Annotated in this window: 23 protein-coding genes, 1 tRNA gene and 1 pseudogene; 19 read left to right on the top strand and 6 right to left on the bottom strand. The window is 69.1% G+C overall.

Translation table 11 applies throughout. The features are described from left to right. The first annotated feature begins 33 nt into the window (after positions 1–33). The 11 genes from ctaD to N177_RS10930 all read left to right on the top strand — a co-directional run bounded on the left by ctaD (position 34) and on the right by N177_RS10930 (position 11,893). Complete coding sequence (gene ctaD, locus N177_RS10980) at positions 34–1,638, top strand: cytochrome c oxidase subunit I (RefSeq protein ID WP_023432392.1); 1,605 nt, start codon at positions 34–36, stop codon at positions 1,636–1,638. A 61-nt stretch (positions 1,639–1,699) separates the two neighbouring features. Further along, the gene (locus N177_RS10975) at positions 1,700–2,632 is read left to right on the top strand and encodes a heme o synthase (RefSeq protein WP_023432391.1); all 933 of its coding nucleotides are present in this window, start codon (positions 1,700–1,702) and stop codon (positions 2,630–2,632) included. 1 nt (position 2,633) lies between these two features. Further along, complete coding sequence (locus tag N177_RS21870; protein WP_023432390.1) at positions 2,634–2,771, top strand: hypothetical protein; 138 nt, start codon at positions 2,634–2,636, stop codon at positions 2,769–2,771. Positions 2,772–2,788: 17 nt separating this feature from the next. Further along, positions 2,789–3,427 (top strand): cytochrome c oxidase assembly protein, encoded by a 639-nt coding sequence (locus N177_RS10965; RefSeq protein ID WP_023432389.1) that lies wholly within the window; start codon positions 2,789–2,791, stop codon positions 3,425–3,427. Positions 3,428–3,493: 66 nt separating this feature from the next. Next, on the top strand, positions 3,494–4,312 hold the full coding sequence (locus N177_RS10960) for a cytochrome c oxidase subunit 3 (RefSeq protein WP_023432388.1): 819 nt from the start codon (positions 3,494–3,496) through the stop codon (positions 4,310–4,312). Between the two features lie 17 nt (positions 4,313–4,329). Continuing rightward, positions 4,330–4,755 carry a DUF983 domain-containing protein gene (locus tag N177_RS10955; protein WP_023432387.1) on the top strand — a complete coding sequence of 142 codons (426 nt, stop codon included), beginning with the start codon at positions 4,330–4,332 and terminating at the stop codon, positions 4,753–4,755. Further along, positions 4,752–5,489, top strand: coding sequence for an SURF1 family protein (locus N177_RS10950; RefSeq protein ID WP_023432386.1), 738 nt, complete (start codon positions 4,752–4,754; stop codon positions 5,487–5,489). The genes N177_RS10955 and N177_RS10950 overlap by 4 nt, the downstream gene beginning before the upstream one ends. A gap of 115 nt (positions 5,490–5,604) precedes the next feature. After that, positions 5,605–7,017, top strand: coding sequence for a threonine synthase (gene thrC / locus N177_RS10945; RefSeq protein WP_023432385.1), 1,413 nt, complete (start codon positions 5,605–5,607; stop codon positions 7,015–7,017). Then, positions 7,018–8,298, top strand: coding sequence for a M16 family metallopeptidase (locus N177_RS10940; RefSeq protein ID WP_023432384.1), 1,281 nt, complete (start codon positions 7,018–7,020; stop codon positions 8,296–8,298). It abuts the gene before it with no gap. Between the two features lie 58 nt (positions 8,299–8,356). Beyond that, on the top strand, positions 8,357–8,950 hold the full coding sequence (locus tag N177_RS10935; protein ID WP_023432383.1) for a GNAT family N-acetyltransferase: 594 nt from the start codon (positions 8,357–8,359) through the stop codon (positions 8,948–8,950). Positions 8,951–9,034: 84 nt separating this feature from the next. Beyond that, positions 9,035–11,893 (top strand): EAL domain-containing protein, encoded by a 2,859-nt coding sequence (locus N177_RS10930; RefSeq protein WP_040485631.1) that lies wholly within the window; start codon positions 9,035–9,037, stop codon positions 11,891–11,893. Positions 11,894–11,907: 14 nt separating this feature from the next. On the opposite strand, the gene N177_RS10925 is transcribed toward N177_RS10930, so the two are convergent. Next, entirely contained in the window at positions 11,908–12,504 is a 597-nt protein-coding gene (locus tag N177_RS10925; RefSeq protein ID WP_023432381.1) for a YqgE/AlgH family protein, read from the bottom strand. A 168-nt stretch (positions 12,505–12,672) separates the two neighbouring features. Here N177_RS10925 and N177_RS10920 point away from each other — a divergent pair, with 168 nt between their 5' ends. The 3 genes from N177_RS10920 to N177_RS10910 all read left to right on the top strand — a co-directional run bounded on the left by N177_RS10920 (position 12,673) and on the right by N177_RS10910 (position 15,267). After that, complete coding sequence (locus N177_RS10920) at positions 12,673–13,479, top strand: protein-disulfide reductase DsbD domain-containing protein (protein ID WP_023432380.1); 807 nt, start codon at positions 12,673–12,675, stop codon at positions 13,477–13,479. 47 nt (positions 13,480–13,526) lie between these two features. Beyond that, on the top strand, positions 13,527–14,009 hold the full coding sequence (locus tag N177_RS10915; protein WP_023432379.1) for a peroxiredoxin: 483 nt from the start codon (positions 13,527–13,529) through the stop codon (positions 14,007–14,009). A gap of 88 nt (positions 14,010–14,097) precedes the next feature. Beyond that, entirely contained in the window at positions 14,098–15,267 is a 1,170-nt protein-coding gene (locus N177_RS10910) for an aminotransferase (protein WP_023432378.1), read from the top strand. Between the two features lie 23 nt (positions 15,268–15,290). Here N177_RS10910 and N177_RS10905 read toward each other — a convergent pair whose 3' ends face one another. Beyond that, positions 15,291–15,488 carry a hypothetical protein gene (locus N177_RS10905; RefSeq protein WP_023432377.1) on the bottom strand — a complete coding sequence of 66 codons (198 nt, stop codon included), beginning with the start codon at positions 15,486–15,488 and terminating at the stop codon, positions 15,291–15,293. 236 nt (positions 15,489–15,724) lie between these two features. Next, a complete protein-coding gene (locus tag N177_RS10900; RefSeq protein ID WP_023432376.1) occupies positions 15,725–16,120 on the bottom strand; it encodes a septal ring lytic transglycosylase RlpA family protein in 396 nt (131 codons plus the stop codon). Between the two features lie 357 nt (positions 16,121–16,477). Here N177_RS10900 and N177_RS10895 point away from each other — a divergent pair. The 5 genes and pseudogenes from N177_RS10895 to N177_RS22045 all read left to right on the top strand — a co-directional run. Further along, positions 16,478–16,554 (top strand) — tRNA-Pro (locus N177_RS10895). Beyond that, on the top strand, positions 16,540–16,839 hold the full coding sequence (locus N177_RS10890) for an enolase C-terminal domain-like protein (protein WP_280113383.1): 300 nt from the start codon (positions 16,540–16,542) through the stop codon (positions 16,837–16,839). Before N177_RS10895 ends, N177_RS10890 begins: the two co-directional genes overlap by 15 nt. A gap of 80 nt (positions 16,840–16,919) precedes the next feature. Beyond that, positions 16,920–17,822: a LysR substrate-binding domain-containing protein gene (locus N177_RS10885; RefSeq protein ID WP_023432374.1), complete on the top strand. Its 903-nt coding sequence runs from the start codon at positions 16,920–16,922 to the stop codon at positions 17,820–17,822. Between the two features lie 120 nt (positions 17,823–17,942). Beyond that, positions 17,943–19,547, top strand: a complete 1,605-nt coding sequence (locus tag N177_RS10880; protein ID WP_023432373.1) for an FAD-dependent oxidoreductase — start codon at positions 17,943–17,945, stop codon at positions 19,545–19,547. After that, a pseudogene (locus N177_RS22045) lies at positions 19,436–20,467 on the top strand (NAD(P)/FAD-dependent oxidoreductase); the annotation flags it as partial. The gene N177_RS10880 and the pseudogene N177_RS22045, both read left to right, overlap by 112 nt. Before the next feature lie 10 nt (positions 20,468–20,477). Here the strand turns inward: N177_RS22045 and N177_RS10870 are convergent. Genes N177_RS10870 through N177_RS10860 form a run of 3 tightly spaced genes read right to left on the bottom strand, consistent with a single transcriptional unit; the run spans position 20,478 to position 23,853 of the window. After that, positions 20,478–22,067 (bottom strand): dipeptide ABC transporter ATP-binding protein, encoded by a 1,590-nt coding sequence (locus tag N177_RS10870; RefSeq protein ID WP_023432371.1) that lies wholly within the window; start codon positions 22,065–22,067, stop codon positions 20,478–20,480. After that, complete coding sequence (locus tag N177_RS10865; protein ID WP_023432370.1) at positions 22,064–22,978, bottom strand: ABC transporter permease; 915 nt, start codon at positions 22,976–22,978, stop codon at positions 22,064–22,066. The genes N177_RS10870 and N177_RS10865 overlap by 4 nt, the downstream gene beginning before the upstream one ends. Then, positions 22,975–23,853 (bottom strand): ABC transporter permease, encoded by an 879-nt coding sequence (locus tag N177_RS10860; RefSeq protein WP_023432369.1) that lies wholly within the window; start codon positions 23,851–23,853, stop codon positions 22,975–22,977. The genes N177_RS10865 and N177_RS10860 overlap by 4 nt, the downstream gene beginning before the upstream one ends. Positions 23,854–23,859: the final 6 nt, after the last annotated feature.

Below are 23,859 nucleotides of genomic sequence, written 5' to 3'. Positions count from 1 at the left end.
TGTCGGGAATCCATTAAGAGGATCTGAGGAAACATGGCGAGTTACGCTGGGGCCCACGAGGCCCATGACGAACACCATCCGACCGGCTGGCGACGCTGGCTCCTGTCCACGAACCACAAGGACATCGGCACGCTCTACCTGATCTTCGCGATCATGGCGGGCTTCGTCGGCGCCGGGCTCTCCGTCATGATGCGGCTGGAGCTCATGAGCCCCGGCGTGCAGTATTTTGCCGACGGCCAGATCTTCAATGTCTTCGTCACCGCCCACGGCCTGATCATGGTCTTCTTCATGGTCATGCCGGCCCTGATGGGCGGGTTCGGCAACTGGTTCATGCCGCTGATGATCGGCGCGCCCGACATGGCGTTCCCGCGCATGAACAACATCTCCTTCTGGCTTCTCGTGGCCGCCTTCCTGCTGCTCGTGATATCGCTCTTCGTGCCGGGCACACCCGGCGGGATGGGCGCTGGCACCGGGTGGACGGTCTATGCGCCGCTCTCGACCACGGGCCACATGGGAATGTCGGTCGACTTCGCCATCTTCGCCCTGCACGTGGCCGGCGCCTCGTCGATCCTCGGTGCGATCAACTTCATCACGACGATCTTCAACATGCGCGCGCCGGGCATGACGCTGCACAAGATGCCGCTCTTCGTCTGGTCCGTGTTCGTGACGGCCTTCCTCCTGCTGCTGGCGCTGCCGGTGCTGGCGGGCGCCATCACCATGCTGCTGACGGACCGCAACTTCGGCACGACCTTCTTCTCGCCGGAAGGCGGGGGCGATCCGATCCTCTACCAGCACCTGTTCTGGTTCTTCGGTCACCCGGAGGTCTACATCGTCGTGCTGCCGGCCTTCGGCGTCGTCAGCCAGGTCATCGCGACCTTCTCCAAGAAGCCTGTCTTCGGCTATCTCGGCATGGCCTACGCGATGGTCGCGATCGGCGTCATCGGCTTCGTCGTGTGGGCGCACCACATGTACACGGTCGGCCTCGACGCGGACACGCAGGCCTATTTCGTGGCCGCCACGATGGTCATTGCGGTGCCCACCGGCATCAAGATCTTCTCCTGGATCGCCACGATGTGGGGCGGCTCCATCCAGTTCAAGACCCCGATGCTGTGGGCGGTGGGCTTCATCTTCCTGTTCACGGTCGGTGGCGTGACGGGCGTCATCCTGTCCAACGCCGGCGTCGACCGCGCCTTCCACGACACCTACTACGTCGTGGCGCACTTCCACTACACGATGTCGCTCGGCGCGACCTTCGGCATCTTCGCGGCCTGGTACTACTGGTTCCCGAAGATGTTCGGCTACATGTACAACGAGACGATCGGCAAGCTGCACTTCTGGCTGTCCTTCGTCGGCGTGAACATGGTCTTCTTCCCGCAGCACTTCCTCGGGCTCGCCGGCATGCCGCGCCGCTATGTCGACTATCCCGATGCGTTCGCGGGCTGGAACTTCGTGTCGTCGATCGGCTCCTACATCTCGATGCTGGGGCTGCTCGTGTTCCTCTTCGGCGTGTTCCAGGCCTTCCGGGCCAAGGTTCCCGCCGCCGCCAACCCGTGGGGCGCAGGTGCGACGACGCTGGAGTGGACGCTGTCCTCGCCGCCGCCGTTCCACCAGTTCAACACGCTTCCCCGCATCTCCTGATCGGGCGAGCTTCCCGCCGCGCCTTCCGCGCGGCGGGCCCCTTCAAAGAGTTCGAGTGAGCATGACCCTTCGCCAGCTGGACGTCACCGCAAGCGCCGCCGACCTCGCCCGCGGCGGCGAGATCGGCGACTACATCGCGCTTCTCAAGCCGCGCGTGATGTCCCTCGTCATCTTCACCGCCCTCGTCGGCATGCTGTGCGCGCCGGTGACGCCGCACCCGGTGCTCGCGCTCGCATCGCTGCTCGCCATCGCGGTGGGCGCCGGCGCGGCCGGGGCGCTCAACATGTGGTACGACGCGGACATCGACCGCATCATGAGCCGCACGCGCTCCCGGCCGATCCCGGCGGGCCTCGTGTCGCCGGAGGAGGCGTTCAGCTTCGGCCTGACGCTGTCGATCGGGTCCGTGCTGGTTCTCGGCCTCGCGGCCAACTGGCTCGCGGCCGGCCTGCTCGCCTTCACGATCTTCTTCTACGCCGTCGTCTACACGGCCTGGCTGAAGCGCCGGACGCCGCAGAACATCGTGATCGGCGGGCTGTCGGGCTCGCTGCCGCCGCTGATCGCCTGGACCGCCGTCACCGGCTCGATCTCGCTGGCGCCGGTCGTGCTCGTCGCGATCATCTTCATGTGGACGCCGCCACATTTCTGGGCGCTCGCCCTCGTCCGCTCCGGCGACTACGAGCGGGCGGGCGTCCCGATGCTGCCGGTCGTCGCCGGCCGGGCCGAGACGCGCCGGCAGATCCTGCTCTACTCGCTGGCGCTCGTGCCGCTCGGCATCGTGCCGGCGGGAATAGGCCTCGGCGGCGCCTTCTACCTCGCGGTGTCCGTGGCTCTCGGGACGGTGTTCCTGTGGCTCGCCGTCCGGCTCGCACGCGGCGGCGAGGACGGGGTCGGCCCGGTCGCCAAGCGGCTCTTCGCCTTTTCGATCCTCTATCTGTTCGGCCTGTTCGCGGCGCTGCTCGTGGAGCGCGTCGCGGGCCTGCCGTCGCTGATCTGAGATGAGCGAGGAAGGCGAAAGGCTCACGCCGGAGCAGTTGCGGCGCAGGCGCAGGCGGTCGATCGCGATCGCCCTCGCACTCGGCGCGCTGATGGTGCTGTTCTACCTCATCACCATCGCGCGGCTCGGATCGGCTTGAGGTATCGGAGGTTCGCGATGAGCGACAACGAACACCGCAGGAAGAACCGCAAGGCGGCGATGATCGCGAGCGTGTGCGGCTTCGTCGTCGTCGGCATGGTCGGGATGTCCTATGCGGCCGTCCCGCTCTACGACCTGTTCTGCCGGGTGACCGGCTATGGCGGCACGACCCAGCGCGCGGAGGCCGCGTCCGACGCGGTGCTCGACCGCGAGATCACGATCCGCTTCGACTCGAACGTCGCGCGCACGCTGGCCTGGACGGTCGAGCCGGAGGTGCGGCGCATGAAGCTCAGGATCGGCGAGACCGGCAACACGTTCTATCTCGCGACGAACGTCTCGGACGGGGATCTCGTCGGCACCTCGACCTTCAACGTATCGCCGCCGCAGGCGGGGTTGTATTTCAACAAGATCGAGTGCTTCTGCTTCACCGAGCAGCCGCTCGGCGCGGGCGAGGACAAGGAGATGGGCGTCGCGTTCTTCGTCGATCCGGCGATCATGGAGGACGCCGACGCGCGGGGCCTGAGCGAGATCACGCTGTCCTACACGTTCTTCCCCGTGCGCGGGCAGGACGGGGAGACGCAAGGCGCGGCCCGGCCGGCCGGTGAGACGACGAAGCTTGCGGCGGGCGGCGCGCCCGGCGCGGCGGAGAATCGATAGGGTTTAGAGGCAGGATCCGGCTGCCCGGCCTCGGACCGGGCGGCCTGACGAGGGGACTGAAACGACATGGCGGACGCCCACGCGAAGCACCACGACTACCATCTTGTGGATCCGAGCCCCTGGCCGATCATCGGCGCGCTCGCGGCCCTCGTCATCACCACGGGCGGCGTGCTCTTCATGCACGGCATGGGGCCCTGGCTCCTGATCCTCGGCGCCCTCATGGTGGTCTTCACCATGATCTCCTGGTGGCGGGACGTGGTGCGCGAGGCCGAGCACGGCGGCTACCACACGCCCGTCGTGCAGCTGCACCACCGTTACGGCATGATCCTCTTCATCGCGTCGGAGGTCATGTTCTTCGTCGCGTGGTTCTGGGCCTATTTCGACGCGTCGCTCTTCCCGCACGAGGCGATCCAGTACAGCCGCGTCGAGGCGCTCGGCGGCGTGTGGCCGCCGGAGGGCATCGAGACCTTCGACCCCTGGCACCTGCCGCTCATCAACACGCTGATCCTCCTGACCTCCGGGACGACGGTGACCTGGGCGCACCACGCGCTCCTGCACAACGACCGCAACGGCCTGAAGTGGGGCCTGATCCTCACGATCGCGCTCGGCCTGATCTTCACCAGCGTCCAGGCCTACGAGTACTCGCACGCCGCCTTCGACTTCGGCGGCAACATCTACGGCGCGACCTTCTACATGGCGACGGGCTTCCACGGCGCGCACGTGATCATCGGCACGATCTTCCTGATCGTCTGCCTGATCCGGGCGCTCAAGGGACACTTCACCCCGACGCACCATTTCGGGTTCGAGGCCGCCGCCTGGTACTGGCACTTCGTCGACGTGGTCTGGCTCTTCCTGTTCGCCAGCATCTACGTCTGGGGTGCGTGATCGGACACTCTGACACCATGGTCGGCTCCGACCGTAGGACCGAAGACGAAGGCGCGGCTCCCATCGCCGCGCCTTCGGTGCTTTCCGTGGCGCTTCGCGCCCGCTGCCCGCGCTGCGGCGAGGGCGAGCTCTTTCGAGGGTTCCTGCAGACGCGCCCGAACTGCCCGTCCTGCGGCCTCGACTACCGCTTCGTCGACTCCGGCGACGGGCCCGCCTTCTTCATCATGTCGATCGTCGGCGCCCTGATCGTCGCCGGCGCCTTGATCACCGAGGTGACGGTGCAGCCCCCCTACTGGGTGCACCTGTCGATCTGGCTGCCGCTGATCCTGATACTGTCCTTCGGTCTCATGCGGCCGACGAAGGCGCTCATGATCGCCCTCCAGTATCGCCACAAGGCGGAGGAGGTCCGCTTCCCCACGCATGGCGGACCCGGCGGCGAATGACCGGACGGCGACTCGTCCTCGTCAGCGCCTTCACGGCGCTCGCCTTCTCGATCCTGTGCGCGCTCGGCTACTGGCAGGTGCAGCGCCTCGCGTGGAAGGAGCAGCTGATCGCTGCGGCGGAGACCCGGGCGACCGCACCCGCCGTTCCGCTCCCGCCCGCAGCCGAGTGGCCGTCGCTCGATCCCGAGGACTACGAATACCGCTCCGTCAGCGCGACGGGGCACTTCCGCCACGATCGCGAGGTCCACGCCTACACCACGCTGTCCGAGCCCCGCGGGTCTTCCGGCGGGCAGGGCTACTGGGTGCTGACGCCGCTCGATCTCCAGGACGGGTCGGGAAGCGTCGTCGTCAATCGCGGCTTCGTGCCTGACGAACGCAAGGATCCCGCGACGCGTCAGGAAGGGCTCGTCGAGGGGGAGGTGACTGTCGAGGGGCTGATGCGTGCCCCGCAGACCGGCAGCTGGATGCTCCCGGACGACGATCCGCAGCGCAACGTCTGGTTCACGCGGGATCCCGAGAAGATCGCGGCGGTCGAGGGACTGGACGGGCCGGTCGCCCCCTTCACGATCGACCAGGTCGGTCCGGCGCCCCCCGGGGGACTGCCGCAGCCGGGCGAGACGCGGCTGCAGTTCGAGAACTCGCATCTCGGTTACGCGATCACCTGGTTCGGCCTCGCCGCCGCCCTGGTCGCCGTCTACGTGGCGCTCCTGCGCGGCCACCTCCGGCGAAACTGAGCGCGCCGCCAAACGCGCCGGCAAACCGCAAGTTTTTGCCCCCAAGGGCGTTCCAGCAGCAGCCCCGTTGGTCTAGGGTCTGCGGCGGTCAGCCCGATTTCTGGACGCAGATTCCGTGAAATATGTCAGCACACGCGGGGAAGCCCCCGCGCTCGACTTCGCCGACGTTCTCCTGAGAGGGCTCGCCGCCGATGGCGGCCTCTACGTGCCGGAGGAGTGGCCGCGCTGGGAGCCTTCGCAGTTCGCGAGCCTCGCCGGGTTGCCCTACGCCGACGCCGCCAGGCGCGTCATGCTGCCCTTCGTGGACGGTGCGATCGAGGAGGAGCGGCTGGCGGAGATCCTCGACGGGGCTTACGAGACCTTCCATCACCCCGCGATCGCGCCGCTCGTGCAGCTCGACCCCGGGCTCTTCGTGCTGGAGCTCTTTCACGGCCCAACGCTCGCCTTCAAGGACGTGGCGATGCAGGTCCTGGGGCGGCTCATGGACCACGTGCTGGCCGAGCGGGGCCGCCGGGCGACGATCGTCGGCGCGACGTCGGGCGACACGGGTGGCGCGGCGATCGAGGCCTTCCGGGGCTCCGAGCGGGTGGACATCTTCATCCTCTATCCGCACGGCCGGGTGAGCGACGTCCAGCGCCGGCAGATGACCACGCCCGAGGAGGCGAACGTCCACGCGATCGCGATCGACGGCAACTTCGACGACTGCCAGACGATCGTGAAGGGGCTCTTCGCCGACCACGCCTTTCGGGAGAGGACGGCGCTGTCGGCAGTCAACTCGATCAACTGGGCGCGCATCCTGGCGCAGGTGGTCTACTACGTCACCTCGGCCGTCGCGCTCGGCGCGCCGCACCGGCCCGTCAGCTTCTCCGTGCCGACGGGCAATTTCGGCGACGTTTTCGCCGGCTACGTCGCCCACCGGATGGGGCTGCCGACGGATCGCCTTGTGGTGGCCACAAACGTCAACGACATCCTTGTGCGCGCCCTCGACGAGGGACGATACGAGGTTCGCGGCGTCGTCGCGACGCAAAGCCCGAGCATGGATATCCAGATCTCCAGCAACTTCGAGCGTCTCCTCTTCGAGGCCTCCGGTCGCGATCACGCCTTCATCCGCCAGGCCATGTCGAGCCTGAAGCAGAGTGGCGCCTTCACGATCGGAGAGGCCGTGCTGGGCCGAATCGGTGAGAAGTTCTCAGCGGTCCGCGTCGACGAACAGGCCTGCGCCGACACGATGGCGCGGCTCCATCGGGAGGCCGGCTACCTGCCCGACCCCCACACGGCGATCGGGATCGCGGCCGGCGCCGAGGCCGTGGCATCGAGCGAGGCGCCGATGGTGGCGCTCGCGACCGCCCATCCCGCGAAGTTCCCCGACGCCGTCGAGAACGCGACCGGCGTGCGCCCGGCGCTTCCGGTCTGGGCGACGGACCTCGCCGAGAAGCCGGAGCGCTTCGAGCCGATGCCGGCGGACCAGCGGGCCGTCGCGGACCACATTCTCTCCCACGCAAGAAGCACCGCTTTCGAGGTTTCCTGAGTGACCGTAGACATTTCGATCCTCCCGAACGGCCTGAAGGTCGTGACGGAGCGCATGCCCCAACTCGAGACGGCCGCGCTCGGCGTCTGGGTGCGCGCGGGCGCGCGCGACGAGCGGCCTGAGGAGAACGGCCTGTCGCACCTGCTCGAGCACATGGCGTTCAAGGGGACGAAGCGCCGCTCGGCCCGGATGATCGCCGAGGAGATCGAGCAGGTCGGCGGCGATCTCAACGCCGCGACGAGCCACGAGATGACGGCCTACTATGCGCGGGTGCTCGCCGACGACGTGCCGCTGGGGCTCGACATCCTCGCCGACATCCTGCGCGAGAGTCAGTTCGACGAGGCGGAGCTGAAGCGCGAGAAGCAGGTGATCCTCCAGGAGCTGGGCGCCGCCCTGGACGATCCCGAGGATCTCGTCCACGAACTGCTGCAGGAGGCGGCCTTCCCGCAACAGGCGATCGGCCGCTCGATCCTCGGCACCCGCGACACCGTGCCCGCCCAGAGCCGGGAGGCTCTGTTCGGCTATCTCGGCCGCTTCTATCGCGGCCGCAGCCTCGTCGTGGCGGCGGCGGGCGCGGTCGACCACGACGCGATCGTGCGCCAGGTCGAGGGACTGTTCGGCGACCTGCCGGCCGAGCCGCGCGAGCCGGTGGTGCCGGCGAGCTTCCGCGGCGGCGAGCGCCGCGCCGAGAAGGACCTGTCGGAGGCGAACCTGCTCCTCGCCTTCGAGGGGCCGTCCTTCCTGGACGAGAAGTTCTATGCCGCGCGCATCGCCGCGGGCGTGCTGGGGGGCGGCATGTCATCGAGGCTCTTCCAGCGCCTGCGCGAGGAGATGGGGCTCTGCTATGCCATCTACGCCTTCACCTTCGCCTATTCGGACACGGGCCTCTTCGGCCTGTCGGCGGCGACCTCCGAGGATTGCGTGAAGCCGCTGATCGACGCGGCGGCCGAGGAGATCGTCCGGGCCGCGGAGGAGGTCGACGAGGCCGAGACGGCGCGGGCGCGGGCGCAGATGAAGGCGGGGCTCCTGATGAGCCTCGAAAGCTGCTCCGCGCGCGCCGAGAGGATCGCGCGCCAGACCCTTTTCCTCGGCCAGCCGATGGCGCTCGACGAGATGGTGGCGCGGATCGATGCCGTGGACGCTGCGAGCGTGCGCGCGGCGATCGCCACGGCGTTCACCGGGTCGGCCCCGGCCCTTTCGGCCGTCGGGCCGATCCATGAACTTGAAAGTGCAGAGCGGATAGCGCGAAAATTGGCCTCTGCCGCGCCGCGCGCGGCGTGAGCTTCGCCACGGGCCGTTGGGGCGAGCCCGGGCGGACAGGGAATCGGACGGTAGAGGAATGGCGTTTCTGAGGTCGGTCGGGGGTGATCCTGGCCCCGCGATCCGAGGCCGGCGGATCTATCTCCGGCAGCCCCAGCTGGGGGACTTTCCGCAATGGGCGTCGCTCCGTGAGGCGAGCCGTGCCTTCCTCGTTCCCTGGGAGCCGACCTGGCCCGCCGACGACCTGACCAGAGGTGCCTTCCGGCGTCGCATCAGGCGCTACGCGCAGGATGTCCGCGACGACACCGCCTATCCGTTCTACGCGTTCCGCCTCGACGACGACGCGCTGCTCGGGGGACTGACGCTCTCGAACGTGCGCCGGGGGGTGACGCAATCCTGCTCGCTGGGGTATTGGGCGGGGGCGCAGCATGCCGGGCGGGGCTACATGAGCGAGGCGGTCGTCGCCGTCCTGCCCTACGTGTTCGAGCATCTGCGCCTCCACCGCATCGAGGCCGCCTGCCTGCCCACCAACGCGGCCTCGATCAGGCTCCTGGAAAAGGTCGGGTTCGTGCGCGAGGGCTATGCCAGGCGCTATCTGCGGATCAACGGAAGCTGGCAGGACCACTTCCTCTTCGCCATGCTGCATGATGATCCGCGTCCCGTTATCCGCTAGCGCCCCCGTGGCCTGGCGGACGGGACATCCGGACCGAGGATCGTAGGTTTGAGTAAAAGTTCGCCGCTGGCTTGGCCAGCTCTCATCTTGGTCTTCGCCCTGTCCGTGCTCGTCGCGTCTGGGCCGGCCCGCGCGGTCGACGCCGTTCCGGTGCCGCTCGACAGCGAGGCGATCGATCTCGGTCCATTGACCGAGATCTACCCGCTCTACGGCGACCGCATCCAGGTGTCGACGGCGCCGGATGCGGAGGGCCTGGTGCGGCGGATCGAGGTGCGTTCGCAGGAGGCGGGGCGAACGGCGTCGTGGGCGGTCTTCGCGCTGCGCAACGATTCCGACGAGCAGATCGACCGGCTGCTGGTGACGCCGCATTACCGGTTCGTGGGGTCGGGCATCGTGAGGCCCGACCTCGGGAGCCGTAGGATCGAGACGATCACGCCGAGCCAGGGCTTCAGGCCGGACCGGCAGGAGGCGCCCGATGCCGACACCTTCCTCATCACGCTCGATCCGGGCGCCGTCGTCACCTTCGTCGCGGAGCTGCAGTCGCCGAAGCTGCCGCAGCTCAGGCTGTGGGAGCCCGACGCCTACAAGGACAAGCTGAACTCCTTCACCCTCTACCACGGCATGGTGCTGGGCATCGCGGGCCTCCTCGCGCTGTTCCTCACCGTCCTGTTCGTGGTCAAGGGCACGCTCGTCTTCCCGGCCGCCGCGAGCCTCGCCTGGGCGGTGCTCGCCTATCTCTCGATCGATTTCGGCTTCTGGAACCGGATCTTCCAGATGCCGCCGCAGGGCGACCAGGCGGTGCGGGCAGCGGCGGAGGCCATGCTGGCCGCCACGCTGCTCATCTTCCTGTCGTCCTATCTGAGCCTCAATCGCTGGCACATCCGCGTGCTCGCGCTGATCGGCATCTGGCTGGTCGCGCTGATCGCCGTCGCGGGCGTGGCGGTCTACGACGCCCCGATGGCGGCGGGCATCGCGAGACTGTCGTTCGGCGCCATCGGCGCGCTCGGGCTGCTTCTCATCATCGGCCTCGCCTTCCGCGGCTTCGACAGGGCCGTCCTGCTCGTGCCGACCTGGCTCCTGCTGCTCGCCTGGACGGCGGGCGCATACATGGCCGCGACGGGGGAACTGTCGAACGATCTCGTGTCGGCCGCCCTGAATGGCGGCCTCGTGATGCTCGTGCTGCTCGTCGCCTTCACGGTGATGCAGCACGCCTTCGCCGGCAGCGCGCTGGCGCACGGCCTCCTGTCGGACTTCCACCGCCAGGCGCTCGCCCTGATCGGGGCGGGCGATCTCGTCTGGGACTGGGACGTGCAGCGCGACCGCGTCTATGTCGCGCCCGAGCTCGAGGAGCGCCTGGGCCTCCGGGTGGGGCATCTCGACAGCTCCGTGCGCCGCTGGCTCGAGGTGCTGCATGCAAGCGACCGCGACCGCTTCCGCGCGACGATCGACGCCGTGGTCGAGCAGCGGCGGGGGCGCGTGTCGCAGGACTTCCGGCTGCGCTCCGCCGACGGGCACTACTACTGGTATCGCCTGAGGGCGCGCCCGATCCTCGGAGAGGACGGCGAGGTCGTCCGGCTCATCGGCACGCTGGTCGACGTCAGCGAGTCGAAGCACGCGGAGGAGCGGCTGCTGCACGACGCCGTGCACGACAACCTCACGGGCCTGCCGAACAGGCAGCTCTTCCTCGACAGGCTCGACGCGGCGATCCAGCGGTCCCGCGCCGAGGGGCCGGTGCGGGCGACCGTCATGGCGCTCGACATCGACCGCTTCCGGCAGGTCAACGATTCCTTCGGGATCGCGCTCGGCGATTCCGTCCTCCTGTCGATGGCGCGCCGGCTGCAGCGGCTCCTCAAGCCGGGCGACACGCTGGCGCGGCTCGGCGGCGACCAGTTCGGAATCCTGATCGTCTCGGAGAACGACCCGCACAGGGTCGCGGCGCTGGCCGAGAGCATCAGGCGCACGATCCGCACGCCGATGGGCTTTTCCGACCGCGAGGTCTTCCTGACCGCCTGCCTCGGCATCGCCGTCTATGACGGCTCGGACCGGCGCAAGGAGGAGGTGCTCGAGGACGCCGAGATCGCGATGTACAACGCCAAGCGCCACGGCCCGGACCATGTCGAGGCGTTCAAGCCGGCGATGCGCTCGTCGGGCGCGATGGATCGGATGTCGCTCGAATCCGACCTCCGCCGGGCGCTCGAGCGCGAGCAGATCAAGCTCGTCTTCCAGCCGATCATGCGGCTCGACACGAAGCACATCGCGGGCTTCGAGGCGCTGGTGCGCTGGGACCACCCGCGCCACGGACGGCTGAACCCGCAGGAGTTCATCACGATAGCGGAGGAGACGGGCCTGATCGTCGACATCGGCCTCTTCGTCTTGGAGCGCGCGGCGCGCCAGCTGGGGGCCTGGCAGAAGGAGATGCGCTCCGAGGCGCCGCTCTTCGCTTCCGTGAACGTCTCGAGCCGGCAGCTCCTGCGCCACGACCTGATCAACGACATCCGCTCTGTCCTGATGCGCAACGAGGTGGTGCCCGGCACGCTGAAGCTCGAGCTGACGGAATCGCTCTGCATGGAGAACCCCGAATACTCCTCGCAGATGCTGCAGCGGGTGCGCGAGCTCGGCGCAGGGCTCGCGCTCGACGATTTCGGGACGGGCTACTCCTCGCTGAGCTACCTCCAGCGCTTCCCCTTCGACACGATCAAGGTCGACCGCTCCTTCGTGCGCCAGAACGGCCACGGCGCCCAGCCGGTCATCCTGCGGGCGATCGTGCGGCTCGCCCACGATCTCGGCATGCACGTGGTGGCGGAAGGGGCGGAGACCGACGAGGACGCTATGGAGCTCTACTCGCTCGGCTGCGAGTACGCCCAAGGCTTCTTCTTCGGCGAGCCGATGTCGGCGGAGGAGGCGCGCCACCTCCTCCTGCGCCAGTCACAGATGGTGCACTGAGGCGCGGCCGCGCTCTAGGCGTGGCCGGCGTCGCTCGCGAGCATCGCGGGGTCGATCCCGATCGTCGCCATCGCGCGGGCGTATTTCGACTCCACGTCCTCGTCGAAGATGATGGTGGGGTCGGCCGGGCAGTGCAGCCAGCCGTTCTCCTGGATCTCCCGCTCGAGCTGCTCCGGCCCCCAGCCGGCATAGCCCAGGGCTAAGAGCGAGCTTTCGGGGCCCTGGTCGCTGGCGATCGCCCGCAGGACGTCGAGCGTCGCGGTCAGCGAGATCCGCTCGTCGATCGGCAGCGTCGAGTTCTCCAGATACCAGTCGCCGGAATGGAGCACGAAGCCGCGCCCCGTCTCGACGGGGCCGCCGACATGCACGTGCTTTCCCTCGACGCGTGGCGGAAGGCGGATGTCGTCCGCGCCGATGATGTCGAGCTGGCGGAGGAGGTCGGGGAACGAGATATCGTCCTTGCGGCGGTTCACGATGATGCCCATCGCCCCGTCGGCCGAGTGCGCGCACAGATGGATCACGCTGCGCTGGAAGCGCGGATCGGCCATCGAGGGCATCGCGACCAGGAGGTGGCCCTCGAGATAGCGCGGGCTTTTCGGTACCACCGACATGTTCCTCTTCTTCCTTCGACCGATTCTAGCCCCGGCCGGGTCATTTGGAAATGCCGCAGGCCGGACGTGGGTTCACGCCGACTTGACGGGAGGGGCTCCCTCCTGCACCGCTCGCAGGTGTATGCTCCGCCCGCCGCTCATGCGACAGGACGACCCGAAGGAGAGGACATGCGAGGCTTCACGTCCGGTGCCGGCATTCTGGGGACGGCCCTGCTCGCGCTCTCGCCGGCGGCGGGCGCCCAGGGCCTCGTCGTGCCCGAGTTCGACGTCTCGCTCATCTCGGGCGGCCGGCACGAGGACGGGCGCTATCTCGCCGCGATCCGGATCGATCTGCCCGAGGGTTGGAAGACCTACTGGCGCAATCCCGGCGACTCGGGGATCCCGCCGAGCTTCGACTGGTCGGGCTCGGAGAACCTCGCCGATGTCGAGGTCGTGTGGCCCGCGCCCGAGCTCTTCGACGACGGCTATGGCTGGGTCATCGGCTACGACCAGAGGCTCGTGCTGCCCGTGCGCCTGACCGCCGAGGACCCCTCGAAGGCCGTCTCGGTCGACCTCGATCTCTCCTACGCGGTGTGCCGCGAGATCTGCGTCCCGGAGGAGGCGAGGCTCGGCGCGGTCGTCGACGAGACGGGGGAGGCGAGGGCCGAAGTCGTGCGGGCGCTCGAGGAAGCGCCGCAGCGTGTCGAGCGGGCGGACCCTTACGGGGTGGTCGACGCCTCTCTCGCGCAGCGGGACGGAAGCCAGGTTCTCGTGGTGAGGGTCCGCTTCCCCGAGAGCGCGGGCGAGCCGAGGCTCCTCGTCGAGGGCCCGGCGGAGTGGTACCTGCCCGTGCCGGAGCGGGTGCAGGCGGGCGGCGACGGCCAGGAGACGTTCGAGGTGGCGCTGCCGGACGATGCGGAGGTGCGGGAGGCCGCCTTCGTCGCCACAGGCCTCTCGCGATCCTTTTCCTTTGAGCAGCCATTCCGGGTCGACTAGAAACTTTGCGCGTCATTGGACACCGCAAGCAGGGATTTCATCAGACGATGATCAAGATTGGCGACAGTCTTCCGGAGACGACGTTCTGGGTCATGGGACCCGAAGGGCCGCAGGAGACGACGACGAGCAGCTATTTCGGTGGTCGGCGGATCGCCGTCGTCGGGATACCCGGCGCCTTCTCTCCTACGTGCCAGGAGCGTCATCTGCCGACCTTCATCGAGCGCCATGACGATCTGCTCGCCAAGGGGATCGACGCCGTCGCCTGCATCGCAGTAAACGACGCGTTCGTCCTCGCCGCCTGGAGCCGGGCGACCGGCGCCGAGGGAAAGATAGATTTTCTGGCCGATGGAAACGCCGAATTCGCGCGGGCGACAGGACTCGACAACGATGTGACGTCCCGTGGTCAAGGCGTCCGGTCGAAGCGCTACGCCATGGTCGTGGACAACGGTGAGGTCAAGGATCTTCGAGTCGAGGAGACGCCGCGTGACACCGCCGTCTCCACGGCCGACCAGCTGCTCTCCGCGCTCTAGAGCGCGGCCGCGCCGCCGGCGGCCGGTACGCGCGCCGGCGGTGCGGCAGGCGGCAGGACCTTTCTCCGGAGCACGCTCGAGCAGACCCATGAACCGCATCTATTCTTCGCTGCCCACCACCGTCTTCGAGGCGATGTCGGCGCTCGCCCGCGAGACCGGCGCGATCAATCTCGGCCAGGGCTTCCCTGACCATGCCGGCCCCGAGGACGTGCGCAGGAAGGCCGCTGAGGCGGTTCTCGACGGCTACAACCAGTACCCGCCGATGATGGGGATACCGGAGCTGCGCCAGGCGATCGCGGCGCATTATGCGCACCATCAGGGGCTGTCGCTCGACTGGCAGAGCGAGGTGATGGTGACCTCGGGCGCGACGGAGGCGATCGCCGACGCGCTGTTCGGCCTGATCGAGGAGGGCGACGAGGTCGTCCTGTTCCAGCCGATGTACGATGCCTACGTGCCGCTCGTGCGCCGAGCCGGGGGCATTCCGCGCTTCGTGACGCTGAAGCCCCCGCACTGGAAGATCACCCGCGAGGCGCTCGAACCCGTCTTCAACGAGCGCACTAAGCTCGTGCTGATCAACAACCCGCTCAATCCCGCCTGCAGCGTCTCGTCGCGCGAGGAGCTCGAGCTCGTCGGCGAATTCGCGGAGGCGTCGGACGCGATCGTCGTCGCCGACGAGGTGTGGGAGCACGTCGTCTATGACGGCCGCAAGCACGTCTCCGTGCTCAACATCCCGAGCTTGCGCGAGCGCGCCGTGAAGATCGGCTCGGCCGGCAAGATCTTCTCGCTGACGGGCTGGAAGGTCGGCCTCGTCTGTGCCGCCCCGCCGATCATGCACGTGCTGGGGAAGGCGCACCAGTTCATGACCTTCACGACGCCGCCGAACCTGCAGGTCGCGGTGGCCTACGGTCTCGGCAAGGACGACGACTACTTCGTCTCGATGCGGCAGGAGTTGCAGACGAAGCGGGACCGGTTCGCGGCGGGCCTCGCCCAGGCCGGCTTCCCGGTCCTGCCCTCGGCGGGCACCTACTTCATCCCGGTCGATCTCGCGCCCCTGGGGGTCGGCGACGACGTCTCGTTCTGCGAGCGCCTGGTCCGGGAGGCGGGGGTCGTCGCGATCCCGGTCTCGGCCTTCTACGAGGAGGAGCCGGTGAAGACGGTGCTGCGCTTCTGCTTCGCAAAGAGCGACACGACGCTCGACAGCGCACTGGAGCGCCTGTCGCGGCTGGACCTCGAGGCGACGGCCGCCGCGGCCGGTTGACTTTGGAGGCGCGGCGCGGCGGTTCACCTGTCGGCGTATTTCGACGCCAGGGCGCGAACCTCGTCGGGATCGACATTGAAATACTGGGCGATGGTCGCCTCGGTGAGGCCCATCTCGCGCAGAGCCTCGAGAGCCCGAGGGGAGACCGGCCAGCACCTGAAGGCACCTCCGCGGATGTGGAACACGATCTCGCGGGTCGATGGTGTGACGTGGCCCAGCATGTCGGCCTCCCTCTTAGTGTTGTTCTCGCGGGCTTTCCTCTTCTCCGTCCTCCCAGTGTGCCGCGTCGTCCATGGCACTTCTATGGCATCTTCGCGCAACCACCCTCAGGGTCGGCAGACGTACTTGCGGAGCGAGGTCTTCCACCGCTGATAGGCTCGGTGGGTCGTCGAGCCTGGCGGCCTCCGAGGGCGCGGAGGCGCAGTCGCGGCCCCGGCGAGCCGGGGCCCTCGATGCCTCAGCTTCCGAGGACCTCGAGCTTCACCCGGCCGACACCGCGGCCGAGCAGGCTCACGTTCTCCGCGGCCTTCCGGGATAGGTCGATGACGCGGTTGCCATGGAAGGGGCCCCGGTCGTTGATGCGGACGACGACGGACTTGCCGTTCGCGACATTCGTGACGCGGACCCTGGTCCCGAAGGGCAGGCTCCGATGTGCCGCCGTCAGGTCGTTCATGTTGAAGCGCTCGCCGCTGGCCGTGCGCCGACCGTTGAACTTCTGGCCGTACCACGACGCGGCGCCCGAGAAGGTCTTCGTCACCGCCGCGGTGCCATGCGCGGCCGCCTGCTCAATCGAGGGGACGAAGAGGGAGCCGGCGACCAGGGCGGCGAGGAGGATCTTCGGAGCAAAATTCATCGGAACCTAAATACCCGTAGCTGCGTTTCATCTGGCTGTTGTTGATCAGCAGTCGGGCGTTTGCCCCAGGAGATTGACGACAAGGGGAACCGGACGGGGCGGAAATCCGGCATTGTCTGGCCCGGGCGCCTCAATCTCGCCGTCGCGGACGGAGCGGGGGCGGGTGCTTCGTGTCACGACGAGTTGGCCGACTGCCGCGGAAAAGCACGCGTAGCGGCGTCCATCGGCTCCGGCCAGAGGTGCCGGCCGATGGGGCTCGTGGCCGGGATGTGCGGTTCCGGACCCAAATCGAGCGAGTTTCCGAGCCGCCGACGGCTTGTCCCGGTGATTTCTCCCAGCTATATGGGGCGCTGGTCGCGGAGTGTAGCGCAGCCTGGTAGCGCACCTCGTTCGGGACGAGGGGGTCGCAAGTTCGAATCTTGCCACTCCGACCAACTTCCGGTTGTCCATCCCAGATCTTTCTCGCCAGACCCTCATACCATCCCCCGTACGCCCGCGCCCTCTCGACCGCGATCGGCATGCATTTCAGCGCCTCGGTCCCGAACTTCTACGTTCAGGAGCACTTCCCGTACTGGGGGCATGTCGAGGTGCTGGAGAACCCGCTCGAGCCCGAGGTGGTCGGCGGGCGGCTGCCGGTGAGGGATGCGCCGGGCTTCGGTGTCGCGCTGCGGGAGGAGGCCCTCCGCGACTTCGCCTTCGCCCGCATCGACCTCGCCTGACGTCGAGGCCGGCCGCCGGGGCACGGAGCGGCCGGCTGTGTCACAATGACGGCCCCTCAGGACGTGACAGGTCAGCCACCGTGAATCTTCAGCAGATTGCCGCGTTCCGGGCCGTGATGATGACCGGCACGGTCAGCGGCGCGGCCGAGATCCTCGGGCGCAGTCAGCCCGCCGTCAGCCGGATGATCGACCGGCTGGAGGCCCAGATGGGCCTCGCGCTCTTCGAGCGCAGGAAGGGCCGCGTGACGCCGACGCCGCAGGCGCATCAGCTTCTCGACGAGGTGGAGCGCGCCTATGTCTCGCTCGATTCGCTGCAGAGCTTCGCCTCGCGCCTGGCGAAGGGGCAGGGAGACCAGGTGAGCCTCGCCTCGATGCCGGCGCTCGGCCTGAGCTTCATGCCGCGGGTGATCGCGAGCTTCCGGGAGGCGTGGCCGGAAACGCGGGTGATCCTCAACATCCGGATGTCGCCGACGGTCGAGGAATGGGCGGCGGGGCAGCAGGTCGATTTCGGCCTCGCAGAGATGCCGGTCCGCCGGTCGGGCTTCGAGACCGAGATCTTCAGCGACTTCCCCTACATCGCGGCCGTGCCGGAGGGGCACGAGCTGGCCGACCGCTCCTGCCTCGGGCCGAAGGACCTGCGCAAGGCGCCGCTGATCTACTGGACCTCCTTCGTCTCGGCCCGCCACCTGATCGACCAGGCCCTCGTGACCTCGGGCGTGCGCGTCGACGCGATCTGCGAGACGAGCCTCTCGGCCGCGGCCTACGAGATGGTGAAGCAGGGGCTGGGGATCGGCATCATCGATCCCTACACGGCGGTCCTGCAGCGGGACGAACGCATCCGCCTCATCCCCTTCCGGCCGGCAATCCCGTTCAGCGTGGCTCTTCTGCGCCCGGAGTTCCGTGGTGCCACGCCCGCCGTCGAGCAGATGCTGGACGTGGCGCGCTCCGTGCGGGACGGCATCAGGGCGCAGCTCGCCGACTGATGGCGCTGGTCCCAAGAGTAGGCGGTATGCCGTCTGCGCATACTCATCCGCGATAATTCGATTTTGGACATTGCGGGCGCCCCGCCATAGTCGACCCGAGCTTTCTCGGGCTTGAGGCCGATGCCGCAGAACCTGACGCATCTCGATGGGCTGGAGTTCGACGTCGCCGTCATCGGCGCCGGCATCAACGGCGCGGCCGCCGCCCGCGAGCTGGCGACGCGGGGGCACTCCGTCCTTCTCTGCGACAAGGGCGACTTCGCCTCCGGTGCGAGCAGCCGCTCCTCACGGATGCTGCATTGCGGGCTGCGCTATTTCGAAGCCGAGCGGCCGTTGCGGACGTTCGGGCTTCACCCCCGGCGGTTCTTCCAGGCGGTGACGATGGCGCGCGCGGGGATGGAGGCGCGCAGCGAGATCGCGGCGACGGCGGGAGGGGCCGTCCAGCCCTTCACCATGTGCTTTCCCGTCTATCCCGAAAGCCCGGTGAAGAGCTGGCATCTCGACGTCGGCCTGCGGCTCCTCCGGCGTATCGGGCCGAGCGAGCCTCCGCTCGATTACCGCAGGATCGACGGCGATTTCGAGAGGCACCTGCCGTTCGCAGCGGATCTGCGCGACCTCGACCGGCTGAAGGCGGTGGCGACCTACCGGGAATACGTGTTCGACTGGCCGGAGCGCTTCTGCGTCGACGCCGCCCTGGAGGCGGAGGCGGCCGGTGCCGCGGTCAGGACCTTCTGCCGTGCGTCCCTGGTCGAGCGCGACGCGTCGGGGCGCTGGCTCGTGGAGCTTGCCGAGAGGTCCGGCACCCGCGCGACGGTTCGGGCGCGTCTCGTCTTCAACATGGCCGGCACCTGGATCGACGAGGTGAATGCCGGAGCATCGAGCGCGACACGGTCGCCGGGGCGCCTGATCCGCGGCACGAAGGGCGCCCACATGATGGTCCGCCTGCCGGAGACCTATCGCGGCTATGGCATCGCGACGATGAACCGGCGGAACATGCCGTTCTATTGCCTGCCTTCGCACGAGGACCTCCACTATTTCGGGCCGACGGAGACACCGTTCGACGGGGACGCCACGGATCTGTCGACCACCGAGGAGGAGATCGATTTCCTGCTCGGCGAGGCGAACTTCCTCCTGCCGGGCCTGAAGCTCACCCGCTCCGACATCGTCCTGACCTGGGCCGGCGTGCGGCCGCTCACCTGGGACGAGGACCTGCCGATGGGCCGCCGCTCGCGCGAGATCCACGACCTGGCGGGCGAGGGGATGCCGGGCGTCTACGCGATGACCGCGGGCCCCATCATGTCGCACCGGAGCGCGGCCCGTGCCTTGCGTGAGCGGGCGGAAGCCGAACTCGGCCGGCCGAAGGATGCCGGGTGCCGCGAGGACCGGCCCTGGCACATCTCGCAGGACGCCCCGCGCCTGTCGCGCGGACTGCCGTCCGGGAACGCGCGCCGGGCCGCCCTGCGTCGTGCCGTCCTCGACGAGCACGCGCGCGACCTGAAGGGCCTCCTCTACACGCGCACGCCGCTCGCCTGGCGCCGCCATCTCTCGCGCGACGAGGTCGAGGAGGCGGCGTCGTCTCGCCGAAGTTCCGGGTCGCGATCCCCGACGTGGCGGAACGCCACGGCCTCGACGTGGCCCGGCGCATGGCGGGGCTCGGCCACGAGGCGGTCGGGACCGTCCGCCATCTCGTCGAGCGGTACGAGATCGCCGATGCCGGGCTCGCGATGACGGGCAATCTGCGATGCGCCCATTCCGATACCGCCCTCCGGTCGCTCACCGCCGAGGCGCGGATGCTGCGCGAGCAACTGGGCGACACGACCGTTCACGTCCTGGGGCGTGAGGAGGTGGTCGAGGAGACGGGGTCGGAGGACTTCTTAGGCGGCCTGCTCGTCGAGGATGCCGGCCTCATCCATACGCTGAACTATGTGCTCGGCCTCGCCGCCGGCCTCGCGCGGCGCGGTGCGAGGATCTACGAGGAGAGCCCCGTCACGTCGATGAAGACCGAGGGGCAAAAGGTGATCCTCGAAACGCCCCAGGGGGCGGTCGAGGCCGACCGCGTGCTCCTGGCGACGAACGGATACTCCGACCTCTCGGCGGGAACGGCCGCGCTGCGGCGCTCCGTCATCCCGTTCCGCAGCGCCATGGTCGCCACCGCGCCGCTGACGGCGGACCGGCGCGCGCGCCTCCTGCGTCATGGCCGGAGCTGCAGCGAGACGCGGCGGATGATGCGCTGGTTCCGGCCCTACGAGGACCGGCTGATCTTCGGCGGCCGGGGCGCGTTCGGCCGATCGGACAGCGACCGCGCCTTCGCGGCGCTCGAGCGGGCGATGCGCCAGATCTTCCCGGCCCTTCGGGACACGCCCGTCACCCACCGCTGGTCGGGCCTCGTCGCGATGACGACGAGCGCGGTGCCGCAGGTCGGGCGGCTCGATGAGAGGGTGAGCTTCGCGCTCGGCTACAACGGCGCCGGCATCGCGATGGCATCCCTGATGGGCGGATATGCCGCCGACGTGAGCCTCGGCGAAACGCCCGATCTCGCCCTCATGGGGCCGGGGAAGCTCCAGAACGTGCCGCTCTACCCGCTGCGCGAGCCGGCGGTCCGGCTCGTCGCGGGATGGTATCAGTTCCTGGACGCGATCGGGCGATAGAGGGGCGCGATCACGCCGCGCTCGTCAGGATCTCGTGCCTGTGGCTCGCCATCAGGCGGCGCGTCTCGACGTGGCGCTGCGGCGAGGCGATCTCGTGGGCATCGACATGATCGACGATGCGCCCGGCATGCATGACGACGATCTCGTCGGAGATCCAGCGCACGACGTCGATGTCGTGCCCGATGAAGGCCATGGCGAAGCCGCGCTCCTCCTGCAGGCGCTTCAGGAGGAGGAGGATCTGCACCTGTACCGTCATGTCGAGCGCGGACACCACCTCGTCGCACACGAGGACCTTCGGGTCGCACAGGAGGGCGCGGGCGATGCAGACGCGCTGGCGCTGCCCGCCCGACAGCTGGTGCGGATAGCGCTCCGCCATCCCGGGCTCGAGCCCGACCTCCTCGAGCGCGGCCTCGATCGCGCCGTGGCGGGCCTCGTCGGCGCCGGCGAGAGCGAGAGGTTCGCCGAGCAGGCGCCGCACCGTCAGGCGCGGGTTGAGCGCTCCGTACGGGTTCTGGAACACGAACTGGACCGATCGACGCGAGGCGCGGGGAAGTCGCGGAGCCGACGGCGTGAGCCTCGCGCCGAGCACGCGGATCGACCCTTCCGCCGGGGGGCGCAGCCCGGCGAGCGCGCTCGCGAGCGTGCTCTTGCCGGAGCCCGACTGGCCGAGAATGCCGAGCGTTCGACCCGCCCTGAGCGCGAGACTGGCCTGGTGGACTGCCCGCACCGGCCGCGCGAACAGCCCCTTCCCGCGATAGTCGATCGACACCGCGTCGGCCGCCGCGACAATTTCGGCCTCTCCGCCGGCGGGCCGCGGCGCGCACTCCAGCGTCCTGCGCGCCTCGACGAGGCCGGTCGTGTAGGGGTGACGCGGGTGGGTCAGCACCTCGCCGGCCCGGCCGGCCTCCACGACCTCGCCCCGGCGCATGACCGCGACCTCGTGGGCCAGCGCGCGGGCGACGGAGAGGTCGTGGGTGATGAAGAGCATCGCCATGCCGCGACGGCTCTGGAGTCCTGCGAGGAGAGCGATGATGCCCGCGGCGATCGTGGCGTCGAGCGCGCTCGTCGGCTCGTCCGCGATCAGGAGGTCCGGCTCGCCCGCAAGCGCCATCGCGATCATGACGCGCTGCTGCTGCCCGCCGGAGATCTCGTGCGGGTAGCGCGCGGTCATGGCCTCCGGCAGCTCGACCTCCCGGAGAAGGCGAGCCGTCCTGTCGCGGCGCTCGGCCCCGCGGCGAACCCCGGCCCGCGCGAGCGCCTCCTCGATCTGGTCGCCGATGCGCATGAACGGGTTCAGGCAGGCGCCCGGGTCCTGGAAGACGATGCCGATGCGGTGTCCCCTCAAGCGTCGCATCGCCCGCTCGTCGTCGAGGGGCACTTCGGCGGCGTCGAAGACGAGGCGGGAGGAGGGTTGGCAGTCGACCCCGTGCGGCAGGAGGCCGAGCATGGCGAGGGCGGTCATCGACTTGCCCGAGCCGGACTCTCCGATCAGGGCGAGCGTGCGTCCCCGCTGAAGGGTGAACGAGACGTCCCGCAGGATGTCCGTCGCCCCGGCGCGGACGCCGAGGTTGCGGATCTCGACGAGCGGTGCAGCGGTCATCGCGACAGCCTCGGATCGATGGTGTGGTGGACGAGGTCGATGAGGGCGTTGACGACGACGAGCCCGACCGCCGCCACCGTGATCGCCGCCTGGACGACGGGATAGTCGCGGCCGTGGATCGCGTTCAGCATCAGGCTGCCCAGTCCCGGCAGCCCGAACAGGATCTCCATCGTCAGCGTGCCCGCCACCAGCCCGGCGAGGACGAGGCCCGACATGGCGAGCGCGACCGGCAGCGCCGTCGGCAGAAGGTGGAACAGCGCGATGCGCCAGGGGCGCAGGCCCTTCGCCCGGGCGGTCCGAACATGGGCGGAGGTCGCCGCCTCGCGCAGCTCCTCGAAGAGCGGCTTGCCGATCTGCCCGGCATTGTCGATGCCGATGATCATGACCGGCATCAGGAGCCCGCCGAGGACGGGCAGCCAGCCGAGCCAGATCGAGAAGACGAGGATCGCGATCACGCCGACGCAGAAGGTCGGCAGCGCGATCGCCCAGACGTTGACGAGGTTCACGAGCCCGGCGAGCCAGCGGCTTCCCGTCATGACCGCCGCGACGGCGATGCCCACCGCGATCGCCAGCCCGACGAGGAAGGAGAGGAAGGCGAGCCTGAGCGTGGAGGGCAGGGCGTTGGCCAGCATCTCCGACACCGGGCGGTGGTAGCGCAGCGAGACGCCGAAATCGCCCTGGAGGGCGCTGCCGGCCCAGTCGGCGAACTGGACGGGGAGCGAGCGGTCGAGCCCCATCTCCGCCCGCAGCCGGGTCTCCTGGGCGGCGGTCAGGTTGCCCTCGAGCGCCAGGCGGTCGACGGCGTCGCCCGGAACGATGCGGCACATGAAGAAGACGAGGACGACGATGCCGATCGCCTGCAGGCTCATGCGGGCGAGGCCGTATCCGAGGTCGAGGAGGCGTTTCGTCACAGGATGTCCTCCCGCACCGGCTCGGAGCGGGCGCGCCGCAGCGGGTCGAGCGTCTTGCGCAGGGCGTCGCCGACGAGAAGGAGGCTCACCGTCAGCGCGATGAGCGCGAGAACGGGCGCCAGGATCGCGTGCGGCGCGAGCTCGATGTAGCGGCTCGCGTCCGAGACCATGCGGCCCCATGTCGGGGCGTCGGGCGAGGAGCCGAGCCCGAGGAAGCTCAGGACGGATTCCGTCACGATGCAGCGCGGCAGGATGATCGCGGCCTGGGTGACGAGGCCGCCCATCACGTTCGGCAGGATGTGCAGCGCCAGGACATGCAGCCTGCCGCCGCCGAAGAGCCCTGCCGCCTTCACGTAGTCCTGCGCCGCCTCGCGCTTGTAGGAGGCGCGGGCGATGTAGGCGAAGAAGGGCGCGAACGAGATGCCGAGGGCGAGGGTGACGGGGCCGGTGCCCGCGCCGATCGCCACGATCAGGAGGAGCGCCAGCAGAATGCCCGGCATCGCGCGCACCAGGTCGATGAAGCCGAACACGATCATCTCGGGCACCCGGCCGAGCGCGAGCGCGGCGAGGCCGAGGGCCGCGCCGATGAGGAACGCGACGAGCGTGCCGCCGATGCCGACGAGGAGCGTCGTGCGGGCGCCCACCACGAGGCGCGAGAAGACGTCGCGGCCGATATGGTCGGTGCCGAGGAGGTGCGCGGCGCCGGGTCCCTGGTTCAGGCTCAGGAGATCCTGCGCCAGCGGGTCGTGCGTCGCGATCAGCGGAGCGAAGGCCGCCGCGAGCGCGATCGCGAGAACGATCGCGCCCCCGACGAGGGGCCCGGACGCGCCGGCGCGCGGGGCTCCTCGCGACCTCGCCTCGAGGGCGAGTGCCATCGTCGT

The organism is Lutibaculum baratangense AMV1 (genome assembly GCF_000496075.1).
Taxonomy (GTDB): domain Bacteria; phylum Pseudomonadota; class Alphaproteobacteria; order Rhizobiales; family Tepidamorphaceae; genus Lutibaculum; species Lutibaculum baratangense.
This window is presented reverse-complemented; position numbering and strand designations above follow the sequence as displayed.

What these genes read in the sequence shown, in the direction of transcription:
- ctaD (WP_023432392.1), top strand. Translation starts at nt 34, where the DNA reads ATGGCGAGTTACGCTGGGGCCCACGAGGCCCATGACGAACACCATCCG.
- N177_RS10975 (WP_023432391.1), top strand. Translation starts at nt 1,700, where the DNA reads ATGACCCTTCGCCAGCTGGACGTCACCGCAAGCGCCGCCGACCTCGCC.
- N177_RS21870 (WP_023432390.1), top strand. Translation starts at nt 2,634, where the DNA reads ATGAGCGAGGAAGGCGAAAGGCTCACGCCGGAGCAGTTGCGGCGCAGG.
- N177_RS10965 (WP_023432389.1), top strand. Translation starts at nt 2,789, where the DNA reads ATGAGCGACAACGAACACCGCAGGAAGAACCGCAAGGCGGCGATGATC.
- N177_RS10960 (WP_023432388.1), top strand. Translation starts at nt 3,494, where the DNA reads ATGGCGGACGCCCACGCGAAGCACCACGACTACCATCTTGTGGATCCG.
- N177_RS10955 (WP_023432387.1), top strand. Translation starts at nt 4,330, where the DNA reads ATGGTCGGCTCCGACCGTAGGACCGAAGACGAAGGCGCGGCTCCCATC.
- N177_RS10950 (WP_023432386.1), top strand. Translation starts at nt 4,752, where the DNA reads ATGACCGGACGGCGACTCGTCCTCGTCAGCGCCTTCACGGCGCTCGCC.
- N177_RS10935 (WP_023432383.1), top strand. Translation starts at nt 8,357, where the DNA reads ATGGCGTTTCTGAGGTCGGTCGGGGGTGATCCTGGCCCCGCGATCCGA.
- N177_RS10925 (WP_023432381.1), bottom strand. Translation starts at nt 12,504, where the DNA reads ATGTCGGTGGTACCGAAAAGCCCGCGCTATCTCGAGGGCCACCTCCTG.
- N177_RS10920 (WP_023432380.1), top strand. Translation starts at nt 12,673, where the DNA reads ATGCGAGGCTTCACGTCCGGTGCCGGCATTCTGGGGACGGCCCTGCTC.
- N177_RS10915 (WP_023432379.1), top strand. Translation starts at nt 13,527, where the DNA reads ATGATCAAGATTGGCGACAGTCTTCCGGAGACGACGTTCTGGGTCATG.
- N177_RS10910 (WP_023432378.1), top strand. Translation starts at nt 14,098, where the DNA reads ATGAACCGCATCTATTCTTCGCTGCCCACCACCGTCTTCGAGGCGATG.
- N177_RS10905 (WP_023432377.1), bottom strand. Translation starts at nt 15,488, where the DNA reads ATGCTGGGCCACGTCACACCATCGACCCGCGAGATCGTGTTCCACATC.
- N177_RS10900 (WP_023432376.1), bottom strand. Translation starts at nt 16,120, where the DNA reads ATGAATTTTGCTCCGAAGATCCTCCTCGCCGCCCTGGTCGCCGGCTCC.
- N177_RS10880 (WP_023432373.1), top strand. Translation starts at nt 17,943, where the DNA reads ATGCCGCAGAACCTGACGCATCTCGATGGGCTGGAGTTCGACGTCGCC.
- N177_RS10870 (WP_023432371.1), bottom strand. Translation starts at nt 22,067, where the DNA reads ATGACCGCTGCACCGCTCGTCGAGATCCGCAACCTCGGCGTCCGCGCC.
- N177_RS10860 (WP_023432369.1), bottom strand. Translation starts at nt 23,853, where the DNA reads ATGGCACTCGCCCTCGAGGCGAGGTCGCGAGGAGCCCCGCGCGCCGGC.